Below are 14,135 nucleotides of genomic sequence, written 5' to 3'. Positions count from 1 at the left end.
CGGCCTTAGCGTTCCTGTGAAGCGTCTTTGGCAGACAGCTCTTCGAGGGTGACGTGGTGATTGGTGAACACACAGATATCACCGGCGATCTCGAGTGACTTGCGGGTGATTTCGCTGGCAGGGAGGTCGGTGTTCTCGAGCAGGGCCCGGGCGGCGGCAAGGGCATAGTTGCCACCGGAGCCGATGGCGATGATGCCGCGCTCGGGTTCCACCACGTCACCGTTGCCGGTGATGATCAGCGATGCCTCCTTGTCGGCCACGGCAAGCAGCGCCTCCAGGCGGCGCAGGGCGCGATCGGTGCGCCAGTCCTTGGCCAGCTCCACGGCGGCCTTGACCAGGTTGCCCTGGTACTTTTCCAGCTGCGCCTCGAAGCGCTCGAAGAGGGTGAAGGCGTCAGCGGTGCCACCGGCGAAGCCCGCCAGTACCTGGCCGCGATAGAGGCGGCGCACCTTGCTGGCATTGCCTTTCATCACCGTATTGCCCAGCGAGACCTGGCCGTCACCGGCAAGGGCAACCTGGTCGCCGCGGCGCACGGATACGATCGTGGTCATGGAGAGAACTCCGTAACGGGGAGCGAGGGCTCCCGGTGACTTTCGGCGCCGCGGCGGTGCCGGGTGCCGTGAACGAGCATTCAAGGAAAGTGTGGGCGTGATCTCTCGAATTCAACCGGCAGCGTCGTTGCAGCTGGCAATTACCGTCTGTCAGTTACTGGCCCGGTGCCGCAGCGGCGTGATGCCCTGGGTGGTCATCAGGTCCTCGGCGCGGTTGAGTTCACGGGTATCATCATAAGGACCCACCATGACCCGGTGCCAGGTATCGCCATCGGCTGACTGGACCTGGCTCACCTGGGCCACCAGGCTGAGGTTGCGCAAGCGCTGTTGCAGCGCTTCGGCGTCGGCCGGCTGGCGGAAGGACGCCGCTTGCAGCATATAGCGCGTACCGTCGGGCACCGCCGTCTCACGGGCGGCTTCGCTGGCCGTGGCGTTGGCATCGTCCTGCAGGTTGGCGGCGATGACCTGGGCGATCGGGTCATCGACTCTGTCACCATCGGCAGGTGCCTCGGTGACGTCGGGCACGGGTGTGACGACCTCGGGCGGGGAGGCCGTCGAGGCGATGTCACGGGGAGCAACGACCTCTTCGGGCAGCAGCGTATAGAACTCGAAGGTCGGCATACGCGGCTCGCTGGGTTCGACCGTCGGCGTGGGAGGCACCTGCTCCGTCGTCGGCGTTCGAGGTATCAAGCTGGCCAGCGGTGAGTCGTGCCCCTCCTGCCAGGGCGCCGTACCGTGCTGATGCTGTGCCAGCAGGAAACCCGCCGCCACACCGCCCAACCCCCACACCCAGCCGGGCAGGCGGAAGCCCTCACGACCTCGTGCGGTGCGGCGCCGGGCGGTGGTGGCGCCACGTTTCTTCGGTGGGGGGCGACGGGTTGCCATGGTTTACATCTCCTCCGGGGCGCTGACGCCCATGAGGTCGAGGCCGTTGCGCAGCACCTGGCGGGTGGCGAGCCCAAGCGCCAGCCTGGCGTTGCGCAGCTCGTCGTCCTCGACCATGACCTTGACGGCGTTGTAGCAGGAGTGGAACTCGGCAGCCAGGTCCAGGAGATACTGGGCCACCTGCTGCGGCTCCCGCGACAGGGCCGCATGGGATACGACCTCCGGGAAACGAGCCAGGCGGTTCATCACTGCCTTCTCCTGCTCCGCATCCAGCCTTGCGAGGCTGACCATGGCCAGGTCGTGGTCGAAATGCAGGGATTCGGCCTCGGCGCGGCGCAGCATGCTGCAAACCCGGGCATGGGCGTACTGGACGTAATAGACCGGGTTGTCGTTGGACTGCGAGCGCGCCAGGTCGATGTCGAAGGTGAGCTGGGAGTCCGCCCTGCGGGCGGCCAGGAAAAAGCGGGTGGCGTCGCGACCTACCTCGTCGATCAGGTCGCGCACCGTGACATAGCTCCCGGCACGTTTGGACAGCTTCACCTCGACGCCGGATCGGGTCACCATCACCATCTGATGCAGCACATAGTCTGGCCAGCCCACGGGAATTCCGGCCTCCAGGGCCTGAAGACCGGCCCTTACCCGGGTGACGGTGGAGTGATGGTCGGCGCCCTGCTCGTTGATCACCGTGGTAAAGCCGCGCTGCCACTTGTTCAGGTGATAGGCCACATCGGGCAGGAAATAGGTGTAGTTGCCGTCCGACTTGCGCATCACCCGGTCCTTGTCGTCACCGAAGTCGGTGGTGCGCAGCCACAGGGCGCCGTCCTGCTCATAGGTGTGGCCGTTGGCAATGAGTCGCTCGACTGCCTCCTCGACCTTGCCCTGGTCGTAAAGCGAAGACTCCAGGAAGTAGACATCGAACTCCACCCCGAAGGCCTTGAGGTCCAGGTCCTGTTCGCGGCGCAGCCAGGCCACGGCGAATTCGCGGATCGCCTCCAGGTCGTCGGGGTCCGCCTTGGCAGTGACATGGCGGTCGTCGGCGTGGACCGTCTCGCCAGCCAGGTAGTCCTTGGCCACTTCCGCAATGTAGTCGCCACGGTAGCCGTCGGCGGGCCAGGCGGCGCTGTCTGGCTCGATGCCCTTGACCCGGGCCTGGACTGACAGCGCCAGATTGCTGATCTGGGCGCCGGCGTCGTTATAGTAAAACTCCCGGGTGACGTCGAAGCCGGTGGCTTCCAATAGGCGGCAGATGCTGTCGCCGATGGCTGCGCCGCGACCGTGGCCCACGTGGAGCGGGCCGGTGGGGTTGGCGGAAACGAATTCCACCTGCACCTTCTGGCCCTTGCCCTTGAGGCTGCGACCGAAGGTGTCGCCGGAATCGAGTACCTGGCGCACCACCTGGGCGGCGGCATCGGTGGCAGCGAAGAAGTTGATGAAGCCGGGACCGGCGATTTCGACCTGCTGTACGGCGTCGCTGTCGGGCAAGGCCGCCAGGAGCTCTTCGGCCAGCTCGCGGGGCTTCCTGCCGGCCGGCTTGGCCAGCATCAGCGCCAGGTTGGTGGCGTAGTCACCGTGGGCCTTGTCCCGGGTGGGATCGACCTTGATGGTGGGAGCGGCATCCGCGGGCAGCACACCCTGCTGCTTGAGGTTGTCGAGGGCAGTCTCGAGCAGGGAAATGATCGTTTCTTTCATGAAGTCTGTTGTCCTGTAGCGCCGGGCCCGCATCGGGTAAGGGTGACTGTGCGACTGGCGGGCGGACGCTGGCATGAAAACTCGCCCGGTGGGGCATGATCGCCCATTATCGGCAATTGTGCCTCGGCTTTAAACCCCGCGCAGGCAGGCTGTTCGCGGGGTGCCCTGACCCAGTGGCTTGAATCGTCGCCAGGAGCCTGTCGGATTTGACCGATCGTCACGAGAGATTTGGATTTCGAGACAAGTTTATCGATCTGATGAGGCGAATAGCCCGCTATTTAACGAATCAGAGCGAATGAAATTGGCCGAAAGACCGGATCTCGCAGTAGATCAGCGTTAAGTCCGACAGGCTCCTAGGATAGCGTCTGAGGGTCGATATCCAGTGACCAGCGTGCCTTGCGTGCCTCGGGCGCCGCTTCCAGCCAGGCAGTGAGCTGGGCGCAGGCCTCATGGAGCTGGCTGCGCTTGTTGCTGGCCAGCATCAGCTGCAGGTGGTAGCGATTCTGGCGCCGCTCCATGGGTGCAGGCACCGGTCCCAGGCAGTCCACGCCCGGCCCGCGTGCCTGCAGCCACTCGCGCAGAGCCGCCGAGGCAGCGGAGGCCAGGGCGTTGGCCGCCTCTTCCCGCGGGCTCTCCAGCCGCAGCAGGGCGAGGAAGCGGAAGGGGGGGAGGCCGGCTGCGTGGCGCTCGGCCAGCAGCTGTTCGGCAAGGGCATCATAGCCGGTCTCCGCCAGCAGGCGCAGGTGCGGGTCATCGTCGTGCAGCGTCTGCACCAGCACTCGTCCAGGATGGGAGGAGCGGCCGGCACGGCCAGCGACCTGGATCAGCAGCTGGGCGCTGTGCTCCAGGGCGCGAAAGTCGCTGGCGTAGAGGCCGGCGTCAGCATTAACGACCACCACCAGGGTCACATGGGGCAGGTGATGTCCCTTGGCGAGCATCTGAGTGCCCACCAGCAGGCAGGGCTCGCCGCGCTTCACCTCGCTCAGGATCGCCTCGAAGGCGTCGCGGCGTCGGGTACTGTCGCGGTCGATGCGATGCACTGGAACCCGTGGAAAGAGAGCGGCGAGGGTCTCTTCGGTGCGCTCGGTGCCGCTGCCGAGAGGGCGAAGATCGCCGCTGCCGCAGGCCGGACAGATCCCGGGTATCGGGCGTCGCTTGTCGCAGTGATGGCAGGCCAGTACGGGGGGCTGGCGATGCAGGGTCATGCGGGCATCGCAATGGTCACAGTCGGCCAGCCAGCCGCAGGCGTGGCAGGCCAGGGTGGGGGCGAATCCCCGTCGATTGATGAACACCAGCACCTGATGGCCGGCATCTAGGGTGCCCTGAATCGCCTCCAGCACGGGGGGGATCAGGCCGCCCTGGCGGGGGCGGCCGCGCAGGTCGACCAGCTCTAGCCGGGCCGGGGCGTGACGGCTGGCGCGCTGTGTCAGCCGCAGGTGGCGATAGGCGCCGCTGCGGGCATGGTGCAGGCTCTCCAGTGACGGGGTGGCAGTGCCCAGTACCAGCGGGATGCCATGGTGGTGGGCGCGGGCCACGGCCAGGTCGCGGGCGTGGTAGCGCAGCCCCTCCTGCTGCTTGAACGAGCCGTCGTGCTCCTCGTCGACGATGATCACGCCCGGGCGGGACAGCGGCGTGAAGATGGCCGAGCGGGTGCCGATGACAATGGGCGCCCGGCCGCTGGCGGCGGCTTCCCAGGCATCCAGGCGCTCGTTATCGGTCAGCCCCGAATGCAGCGCCACCACCGGTACCTGAAAGCGCTGACGAAAACGGGCCAGGGTCTGGGGGGTGAGGCCGATCTCGGGCACCAGCAGCAGTGCCTGTCGGCCGCGGTTCACCACGGCTTCAATCAACTGAAGGTAGACCTCAGTCTTGCCGCTGCCGGTGACTCCGTGCAACAGGCAGGGGTGGAAGTGGTCCAGCCGCTCGTGGATTGCCGCCAGGGCTGCCGCCTGTTCCTGTTTCAGCGGTAGGGACGGTTCCGCCAGCAGGTGGCTGCTGGCTGGCTGGGGGGAGGCCGCCACCGGGGTCTCGTGGCGCTGGATCAGCCCCTTTTCCACCAGCGCCAGCAGCTGTTCGCGGGTAAAGGATTGGGCCAGGATTGCCTGGGTCGGCAGTCCGTGAGGGTGCTGGCACAGCATTGCCAGCAGTTCGGCCTGCCGAGGGGCGCGCTTGAGGCGTTCGTCGTCCTTGTGCCGGCTTATGTCAGTGGCCTGCCACTGCTCGCGTACCCGGCCCGCCAGGGGGCGCCCTTGGCGCAGCAGCACCGGCATTGCCTGATGCAGGGTGTCGCCCAGCGAGTGCTGATAGTAGCGGGCAGTGAAGCGGCAAAGCCACAGCCAGTCGGCCGGCAGCGGTGTCGCGTCCAGCCACTCCTCTACGGCCTTCAGCTTGGCCAGTGGCAGATCACTGTCCTGGTGACAGCTCTCCACCACGCCCACCATCTGTCGCCGGCCGAACGTCACCCGAACGCGAATGCCGGGTTGCCAGCCGCCGGGCGGTGGCGTCTGGCTGGGACGGTAGTCGAACAGTCGTCGCAGCGGCGTGGGGATAGCCACGCGCAGGACGCGGGGGATGCTGCAAGATGAGTCGAGCAATTGGCCTCCGGCCTCGGTTCTGCTAGAATGCTCCGCCGTCGTGGCGCCTGGCGCACCCGGCGGCAACCGGTTAGAGACGACAGACAACCCGTATGCGGTGCCTGGCAATGGATCAGGTGGCGGCATACCGCTCCATGAGGCTCAAGATGAAACAAGGTATCCACCCCGATTACAAGATGGTCACTGCCACTTGCTCCTGCGGCGCGACCTTCGAGGTCGGCTCCACGGTCGGCCATGACCTGTCACTGGACGTCTGCTCTCAGTGCCACCCCTTCTATACCGGCAAGCAGAAGCAGGCCACCACCGGTGGCCGCGTCGAGCGCTTCAACAAGCGCTTCGGTGCCGCCATCAAGCGCGGCTGATGCGTCCGTGCCTGCGGCTGCGGCCGAGAGGAAACCCGCCCAGGTGGCGGGTTTCTTTTTGTCAGTACGCTGGGGACTGCAGCGATAAGTAATGGCTTATGACTGGCATCCTGAGCATAAGTTACAGCAAATAGCTGCGAATGGTCATGATCAGGTGATGAAAATGCGCGAACGCGCCGGTCATTGAGAAATGGAAGGTTTTTCTATATTCTGTTTTTCCATGTTCACGTTACACGGATACCGGATCACAGCATGACAGACGCCAAGAAGCAGGCCGCGCTGGACTATCACGCCAAGCCCATTCCCGGAAAACTCTCGGTGGAGCTGACCAAGCCTACCGCGACGGCTCGTGATCTCTCCCTCGCCTACAGCCCCGGTGTCGCCGAGCCGGTCCGTGAAATCGCCCGTGACCCGGAGAACGCCTATCGCTACACCGGCAAGGGTAATCTGGTCGCGGTGATTTCCGACGGAAGTGCCATTCTTGGGCTGGGTAACCTTGGGCCGCTGGCAAGCAAGCCGGTCATGGAGGGCAAGGGGGTCCTGTTCAAGTGTTTTGCCGGTATCAATTCGGTGGATATCGAGGTCAATGCCGAGAGTCCACAGGCCTTCATCGACACCGTGGCGCGTATTGCAGACACATGGGGCGGCATCAATCTTGAGGATATCAAGGCGCCCGAGTGTTTCGAGATCGAGCAGGCGCTGATCGAGCAGTGCAGTATCCCGGTGTTCCACGATGATCAGCACGGTACCGCCATCGTCACTGCGGCGGGCATGCTCAACGCGCTCGATATCGCCGGCAAGCGGCTCGAGGATGCCAGGATCGTTTGCCTGGGCGCCGGTGCGGCAGCCATCGCCTGCATGAAACTGCTGATTTCCTGTGGCGCCCGCTCCGAGAATCTGGTGATGCTCGATCGCCGTGGCGTCATCCATGCGGGTCGCGAGGGGCTCAATCCCTACAAGGCGATGTTCGCGGTGGAAACCGACAAGCGCACCCTGGATGATGCCATCGACGGTGCCGATGTCTTTATCGGGTTATCGGGTCCCAACCTGATGACGGCCGACCATATTCGCAAGATGGCACCCAACCCCATCGTCTTCGCCTGCACCAATCCCGACCCCGAGATCAATCCCGAACTGGCCCGCGAGACCCGCCCGGACGTGATCATGGCCACCGGTCGTTCGGACTATCCCAATCAGGTGAACAACGTGTTGGGCTTTCCCTTCATCTTCCGCGGCGCGCTGGACGTGCGAGCCACGCGCATCAACGAGGAGATGAAAGTGGCGGCGGTGCATGCGCTGAAGGATCTTGCTCGTGAGCCGGTGCCCCAGGCGGTGCTCGATGCCTATGAGCTCGACCACATGACATTCGGCCCCGAGTACATCATACCCACCCCGGTGGACGTTCGCCTGCTGGAGCGGATCACCTCGGCAGTGGCCCAGGCGGCAGTGGACTCCGGCGTGGCACGCCGGCCCTATCCGGCGCACTACCCGCTCAAGACCGTGGATGACGTCTACGGCAGTTGATGCGCCTGCTTGCCTCTTGTCGTCTCTTGTCCCTGTCACTGCGCCGGCCCCTTGGGGCCGGCGCAGTGCGTTGAAGTGTAGCGACTACCAGGTGTAGAGCAGCGTGACGTTGGTGGTATTGTCGGTGTCTGCCACGGCCGTCTCGGGAGGGCTGGAATTGTGCTTGACCTCATGCGAGAGCCTCAGAGAGAGACGAGAATTGAGGCGGGCGGTGAGCGACGAGAGCGAGCGTGAAGTGGTGTTCTCGTCGGTGGACTCCACCGACATTTCCTGGCGCAGGCTGGCGAATCGAGAGAGCGTCCAGTGGTAGTCAAGGGCGCTGTAGATGACGCCGAGTCCTCGGTTCTCTTCTTCATCGATACGGTCATGGCGGTACCCTGGTCCGGCTTCGAGGGACAGGCGGTGGCGTTCGCCATCGAGGATATCTCGTCCGTAGCCGCCGATGAGGGTGGACTGCTGGTCGTAGCCACTGAAACGATCCTTTTCCCAGCGGGCAAAGCCAAAGGCATAGTGGGGGCCGTCAAAATCATAGCGCTCCCGTCCCGACAGCAGGTATTGCTCCGCGCTGGTATCGCCATCACGTGTCACGTTTCGCACTTCGCCACGCAGGGTGTGGGTCCAGTTGCCGGTCAGCCAGGAGAGACGGCTCTTGCCGATCAGTGTCTGGCTGTCGGTATTGCCGGAGAGGTGGGTGTAGCCAAGCTCGGCTTCGCCGCCGAAGGTGGGGGCTTCTTCATCCGGAGGCGGTGGGGCATAAAACAGGCCGCTCGCCTGGGCGATACCGGGAACTACCAGAAAGAGGAGGGCGAGCCGGCAGGGGGCGATAGGGTGTGGCATAACAAGGCGTTCCTGCTTTTCCGTAAGACTGGGCCGCACAGACGTGCGACAGACGCGGTCGGCAAGACGGAAAGGGCGGCGTCCTTGCCGCCCGACGAAGCGACCGTGTCAGAAGATCGCTTCGTAGCTCCCACTGCCCTGGGAGCCACTGCTCTGCTCGACTTCCTGCTCGATTCGGCGCGGTTCCATGTCCGGCAGGTAGTCGGGGTGAAAGATTTCGTTGATGCCGCCAGACTGGCCATCGGCAAGTCGGCGGCCGGTCTGGCCGTCGACCCTTGCCTGCACCAGGCCCGAGGGTCTTTCTGGCCTGGCTTCGGGGCGCCCATCGAGAGCGTGTTCCATGAACTCGATCCAGATCGGCAGGGCGGCGTTACCCCCGTACTCGGCGATCGTTTCGTTATTGTCCTTGCCGATCCATACGGTGGCCACCAGGTCGCGGTTGTAGCCGGCGAACCAGCCGTCGCGCTGGTTGTTGGTCGTACCGGTCTTGCCGACCACGTCGTTGCGGTTCAGGCTGAGGGCGGCGCGGCCGGTGCCGGACTCGATCACGTCACGCAGCATGTCGGTAAGGATATAGACCGCGGTGGGGTCGGCTACCCGGTTGGCAACCTGGTAACGCCTGCCGTCTATCTCCACTTCGGTCTGGTCCTCGCGACACTCCCGGCAGGCAATCATCGGGCTTGCCTCTTCGATCAGGTTGTCGTCGCTGATGCGAGTGACGCGATCGATGAACCAGGGCGAGACCTGATAGCCGCCGTTGGCCAGCACGGCATAGGCGTTGGTCATCTCCAGCGGGGTCAGGTCGGCGCTGCCCAGCGCCAGTGACAGTCCGCGAGGGAGCCGGCTCGAGGCGAAGCCGAAGCCTTCCAGGTAGTTGATGGTGGCGTCCAGCCCCAGTGTCTGCAGTATCCGAATGGTCACCAGGTTGCGTGAACGTGCCAGGGCGACGCGCAGCCGTGTCGGGCCGAGGAAGTCACCGCTGGCATTTACCGGGCGCCAGATCTCGTTGCTGCCATCCTGCAGCACCACCGGGGCATCGTTGACCACGCTCGAGGCGGTCATCAGGCCGGTATCGAGGGCCGCCAGGAAGACGAACGGCTTGAAGATCGAGCCCGACTGCCGCTGGGCCTGCACCGCCCGATTGAACTTGCTGGCATTGAAGCTGAAGCCGCCCTGCAGGGCGAGGATGGCACCGGTGTCGGGCTCAAGCACCACGATCGAGCCTTCCGCGTCGGGGCGCTGAGAGAGTCGGAGGCTGCCGTCCTCCCGCTCCAGGAGGCGAACCAGGTCACCGGTGTTTGCAATCTCGGAGGCGGTGCTCGGCTCGGGGCCGCGCGCGCGCGGGTTGCGGTAGGCGCGAGCCCAGCTAAGGCCGTCCCACTCCACGGTGCGCAGTTCGCCGCCGCGGGTCATGACCTGCATCTCGCGCCCTTCGCTGGCAACGACGATGGCGGGTTGCAGCGGGCCGAACCCGGGGGTGCGTTCCAGCACCCTCAGCCAGTTGCTGACATCGCCATCGACACCCTCGACTTCGGTCTGGCTGCGCTCTGCCGCCTGACGGGCCGTCTCCAGTATCTCGGGGGATTCGGACAGCTCCTCCTCCAGGCCGCGACGTTCGGTGCGCGCCTGGGCCTCGGCAAGGCTGCCCGGGATGTCGGTCTCTTCCGGGCCGCGCCAGCCGTGGCGGGTATCGTAGGCGATAAGCCCGTTGGCCAGTGCGTTGCGGGCAAATGGCTGGAGCTCGCTGTCAAGCGTGGTGTGAATGCGATAGCCGCCGGTATAGGCCTCCTCGCCGAAGCGCTCGATGGCGTACTGTCGCGCCATTTCGGCGACATAGTCGGCGTCTACCTCGACCTGGGCCACATGACGGCGGGCGGTGATGGGCTCCTGCACGGCGGCTTCATAGCTGGCCTGGTCGATATTGCCGAGCTGGCGCATCCGGTAGAGGATCCAGTTGCGCCGGATCAGCGAACGCTCCGGATTGGCCAGCGGGTTGAAGGCGGAGGGTGCCTTGGGCAGGCCGGCAATCATCGCCTTCTGAGCCAGGCTGAGCTCCTCGAGGGGCTTGTCGTAATAGACCTCTGCCGCTGCCGCAATGCCGTAGGCGCGATTGCCGAGGAAGATCTTGTTGACGTAGAGCTCGAGGATTTCTTCCTTGGTCAGGATCCGCTCCATCTGCAGCGCCAGCAGGATCTCGCGAATCTTGCGGGTGAAGGTCCGGTCCAGGGTCAGCAGGTAATTCCGTGCCACCTGCATGGTGATGGTGGAGCCCCCGGTCTGGATCTCGCCACCGCTGGAGGCAAGCTCCAGCGTAGCCCGCGCCAGGCCGCGAGGATCGACGCCGCGGTGTTCGAAGAAGGAGGCATCCTCGGCGGCAAGCAGCGCCTGGATGAAGTCCTGTGGAATCTCGTCGAAGTCCACCGCCATGCGGCGCTCCTCACCATATTCGCCGATCAGCTTGCCGTCGCGGGTGAAGATGCGCAGGGGGGTGTGCAGCTCGAAATCCTGGAGCTGGCGCACGTCGGGCAGGCCGGGTGTGAAGTAGAGAGCTGCGCCGGCCACGCTGAGCAGGGCCGTGGTCGACAGCGCTATCAGCAGCCAGAAGGCCGAAAAAATCAGGGTCTTGATCCACTTCATGAAAAGGCGGTTTCCGTGATGAGGGCAGGAAGGAAAGGGCGATGATGGAACGGGCCTTCACTGGCGATAATCATTATATGAATCCAGGCCGTCGGCCACCAGCGTTGAGGTGTCAGAAGTCCAACTTTGTGTGATAAGGGCCAATATCATGTAACCTCGATCCTACAGTACAAGGTATTATCAATCTGAGCCTTGTCGTTTAGACGATCTAAGGCGCACCGATAACAAGCGGGATACCGCGACTGATTACGCAGGTATATGAATTGATACGACTCAGAGCCTCTGGCAAGGGGTTGATCGGCGTCGATATCACCTCGGCGACGGTCAAGCTGATCGAACTCAAGCGGGCGGGCTCCCATCACCAGATTGACAGCTATGCCGTCAGACCCTTGCGGGAAGGGGCCGTGGTGGAAAGACGCATTCGTGACATGGGCGAGGTGGCCGATGCCTTGCGTCGTGCCGTGGAGAGTGCGAAACCCTCCTCCAAGCTCGCCGTAGCCGCCGTTCCGGCCAGCGCCGCGATTACCAAGACACTGACGATGCCAGCTTCTCTCAATGACGATGAGATTGAGGCACGCATTCAACTTGAGTCAGACAAGCACATTCCGTTTCCGTTCAGTGAAGTGGCCTTTGACTTCCAGCGGCTGGGCCTGAACGCTCGCTATGGAGACCAGCAGGACATCCTGTTGGTCGCCTGCCGCCAGCAGGATGTCAACCAGTTGACCGACGCCCTGGTTCAGGCGGGGCTGACGCCGGCGGCGGTTGATGTCGAGACTTTTGCCATGGAGCGCGCCTTCACGGAGCTGCGCCATCAGCTGCCGTCTGTCGGCGCGGGAGACGATTGCGTGGCGTTGGTTGATATCGGGGCCACCATGAACGCCTTTCACGTCGTGCGTGAGGGGCGCATCACCTACAGTCGGGACACCGTATTCGGCGGGCGGCAGCTCACCGAGGAGATCCGCGTCCGCTATGGCTTGACCCTGGAAGAGGCTGGGCTGGCCAAGAAACGTGGCGGCCTGCCCGAGGATTACAAGACCAGCGTGCTGGCTCCCTTCCTGGATACCCTGGTCCAGCAGGTTGGCCGCTCGCTGCAGCTCTACTATACCGCCGGCCGTAAGCACGAAGTCCGGCGCATGGTATTGGCCGGTGGGTCCAGCGTGATCCCCGGCTTGGCGGAGCGGCTGGCACAGGAGAGTGGAATGGAGGTCGTGATCGCCAATCCCTTCCTGCGCATGCGGATCAATACGCGTATCGATGTCCAGACCCTGGCCAGTGATGCGCCCGCCATGCTGACGGCATGTGGTCTGGCAATGAGGTCGGTGTCATGACGATCGAGATCAACCTGCTCCCCTGGCGAGAGCGGCAGCGAGAGCGTCGCAGCCGCCGCTTCTATGTCGCCATGGCGTTAGTGGCGGTACTGGGCATGACGGGTGGGTTCGGCATGACCTACCACTACCAGGAAGCGCTGTCGGCTCAGGAGAAGCGCAATGCGCATATTCGAGAGGAGATGCAGCGCCTGGAGGGGGACATTCGTTCGATCAGTGAGTACGAAGCCATTCGTGAGCGCATGATCGGCCAGATCGAGGTCTTCAGTGAGCTGCAGCGGGGCCGCTCCCAGACGGTAGAGGTCATTCGCGACCTGGCCACCAGTCTGGTCGACGGCGTGCATTATACCGAGTTGAGTCGACAGGAGAGCCGCCTGAGGCTCTCCGGGCGCGCGGAAAGCAATCATCAAGTGTCGGATCAACTGCGAGGGTTGTCCGCTGCACCATCGCTTTCCGAGCCGGTGCTGTCCGAAGTCGAAGCCGATGGCGGCGCCAGGCGACGCTTCAGTCTCAGCGTGAACCAGCTGGTGGGCCAGCCATCGGGCTCGGATGAGGAGGCGCCATGAGTCTACAGGCTGAACTGCGTCGCTTGCGTGAACTCGACTGGCGAGAGCTGGACATCAAGGAGGCGGGCACCTGGCCGTGGTTACTGCAATTGATCTGTTGCGTGCTGATATTCGGCCTGACTTTTGCCGGTATGCATTGGTATCTCGCCAGCCCCAAGGCGCAGGAGCTGCAGCAGATGGAGGCCGAGGAGCGCCAGCTGTTGCGCGACTATCGCAACCGTGCCGCCCAGGCAGCCAGGCTGCCGGACATGCTCGAACAGATGACGGTACTCGAGTCCCGCATGGATCGACTCATGGCCATGTTGCCTTCGGGGGCCGAGATTCCGTCGCTGATCGACAGCATCAGCGAGATAGCCATCGACAATCAGCTGTCGATAGATTTCATCCGCCTGCGCGGCACCGTGGAGCGTGATTTTTATATCGAGCGGCCTTTCGATATCCAGGTGGAAGGCCAATACCACCATATCGCTGCCTTCCTGGCAGGCATTGCCTCGCTGCCGCGTATCGTGACACAGCATGACTTTACCTTGGTGCCGGTTGAGGGGAGCGATCGCTTGAGGCTATCAATGCTGGCGCGGACCTACAGCTATCTTCCAACGGCCCAGGAGGCGTCGCCATGAGCGTGAGACGACACCGCTGGCTGGCGGTTGGGGGTGCCCTGGTACTGGCGCTTGCCGGCTGTGCGGATCCGCAGTTGGCGTCGCTCGACCGCGAGCTCGCAACCATTCGAGCCAATCCCGGGATGCCGGAGCCGCTGGCGCTGCCAGAGGTGCCGCGCTACGAGCCGACGCCTTATACAGAGGGGGACCGGCGCAGCCCCTTTCGGCCTCAACTGCCGGAGCCAGAGGCAACGCCGCAAGGGGATGACGGGGTGGCGCCGGATGCCGACCGGCCTCGCGAGCCATTGGAAGACTATTCGCTGGAGGAGTTGGAGCTGGTTGGTGTGCTGTCCATGGGCGGGCAGTCCAACGCCCTCATCAAGGCGCCCGACGGTGAAGTGCATCGCCTGCAGATCGGGCGTCATATGGGGCGCGATCACGGCAGGATCGTCAGTATCACAGGGTCTTCGGTGCAGCTGGTGGAGCTGGTGCCAACGGGCGGTGGCGGTTGGGTAGAGCGCAACACGCGTATCGCGCTGGATAATGACTAGACTAGAAGGCTGCAT

12 protein-coding genes are annotated in these 14,135 nt (G+C 64.2%); 6 read left to right on the top strand and 6 right to left on the bottom strand.

What is annotated here, in order from left to right:
* Positions 1 to 5: 5 nt before the first annotated feature.
* From hslV to KZO25_RS07465, 4 genes are all read right to left on the bottom strand, one after another.
* The gene (gene hslV, locus KZO25_RS07480; RefSeq protein WP_043513922.1) at positions 6 to 551 is read right to left on the bottom strand and encodes an ATP-dependent protease subunit HslV; all 546 of its coding nucleotides are present in this window, start codon (positions 549 to 551) and stop codon (positions 6 to 8) included.
* A 150-nt stretch (positions 552 to 701) separates the two neighbouring features.
* Complete coding sequence (locus KZO25_RS07475) at positions 702 to 1,436, bottom strand: SPOR domain-containing protein (protein WP_066450896.1); 735 nt, start codon at positions 1,434 to 1,436, stop codon at positions 702 to 704.
* 3 nt (positions 1,437 to 1,439) lie between these two features.
* The gene (argS, locus tag KZO25_RS07470) at positions 1,440 to 3,125 is read right to left on the bottom strand and encodes an arginine--tRNA ligase (protein ID WP_223136475.1); all 1,686 of its coding nucleotides are present in this window, start codon (positions 3,123 to 3,125) and stop codon (positions 1,440 to 1,442) included.
* Between the two features lie 353 nt (positions 3,126 to 3,478).
* A complete protein-coding gene (locus tag KZO25_RS07465) occupies positions 3,479 to 5,845 on the bottom strand; it encodes a primosomal protein N' (protein WP_223136474.1) in 2,367 nt (788 codons plus the stop codon).
* Positions 5,846 to 5,865: 20 nt separating this feature from the next.
* Here KZO25_RS07465 and rpmE point away from each other — a divergent pair, with 20 nt between their 5' ends.
* Both rpmE and KZO25_RS07455 read left to right on the top strand, forming a co-directional pair.
* Positions 5,866 to 6,081, top strand: a complete 216-nt coding sequence (gene rpmE, locus KZO25_RS07460) for a 50S ribosomal protein L31 (RefSeq protein ID WP_043514107.1) — start codon at positions 5,866 to 5,868, stop codon at positions 6,079 to 6,081.
* 252 nt (positions 6,082 to 6,333) lie between these two features.
* The gene (locus KZO25_RS07455; protein ID WP_223136473.1) at positions 6,334 to 7,605 is read left to right on the top strand and encodes a malic enzyme-like NAD(P)-binding protein; all 1,272 of its coding nucleotides are present in this window, start codon (positions 6,334 to 6,336) and stop codon (positions 7,603 to 7,605) included.
* A gap of 84 nt (positions 7,606 to 7,689) precedes the next feature.
* Here the strand turns inward: KZO25_RS07455 and KZO25_RS07450 are convergent, their stop codons facing one another.
* Positions 7,690 to 8,442 carry a YdiY family protein gene (locus KZO25_RS07450; protein WP_223136472.1) on the bottom strand — a complete coding sequence of 251 codons (753 nt, stop codon included), beginning with the start codon at positions 8,440 to 8,442 and terminating at the stop codon, positions 7,690 to 7,692.
* 108 nt (positions 8,443 to 8,550) lie between these two features.
* Positions 8,551 to 11,079 (bottom strand): penicillin-binding protein 1A, encoded by a 2,529-nt coding sequence (locus KZO25_RS07445; RefSeq protein ID WP_223136471.1) that lies wholly within the window; start codon positions 11,077 to 11,079, stop codon positions 8,551 to 8,553.
* 266 nt (positions 11,080 to 11,345) lie between these two features.
* Here KZO25_RS07445 and pilM point away from each other — a divergent pair, with 266 nt between their 5' ends.
* The 4 genes from pilM to KZO25_RS07425 are packed head-to-tail and all read left to right on the top strand — an operon-like array spanning position 11,346 to position 14,120.
* Complete coding sequence (gene pilM, locus KZO25_RS07440; RefSeq protein ID WP_223136553.1) at positions 11,346 to 12,407, top strand: type IV pilus assembly protein PilM; 1,062 nt, start codon at positions 11,346 to 11,348, stop codon at positions 12,405 to 12,407.
* Positions 12,404 to 12,970, top strand: a complete 567-nt coding sequence (locus KZO25_RS07435; RefSeq protein ID WP_223136470.1) for a PilN domain-containing protein — start codon at positions 12,404 to 12,406, stop codon at positions 12,968 to 12,970. Before pilM ends, KZO25_RS07435 begins: the two co-directional genes overlap by 4 nt.
* Positions 12,967 to 13,590, top strand: coding sequence for a type 4a pilus biogenesis protein PilO (locus KZO25_RS07430; RefSeq protein WP_223136469.1), 624 nt, complete (start codon positions 12,967 to 12,969; stop codon positions 13,588 to 13,590). Before KZO25_RS07435 ends, KZO25_RS07430 begins: the two co-directional genes overlap by 4 nt.
* Positions 13,587 to 14,120 carry a pilus assembly protein PilP gene (locus KZO25_RS07425; protein WP_066450862.1) on the top strand — a complete coding sequence of 178 codons (534 nt, stop codon included), beginning with the start codon at positions 13,587 to 13,589 and terminating at the stop codon, positions 14,118 to 14,120. Before KZO25_RS07430 ends, KZO25_RS07425 begins: the two co-directional genes overlap by 4 nt.
* The last annotated feature ends 15 nt before the right edge of the window (positions 14,121 to 14,135 follow it).

The organism is Halomonas sp. ANAO-440 (genome assembly GCF_019915905.1).
Lineage (GTDB): Bacteria > Pseudomonadota > Gammaproteobacteria > Pseudomonadales > Halomonadaceae > Halomonas > Halomonas chromatireducens.
Note: the sequence above shows the minus strand (reverse complement) of the source record. Positions and strands in the feature narration are given on the sequence as shown.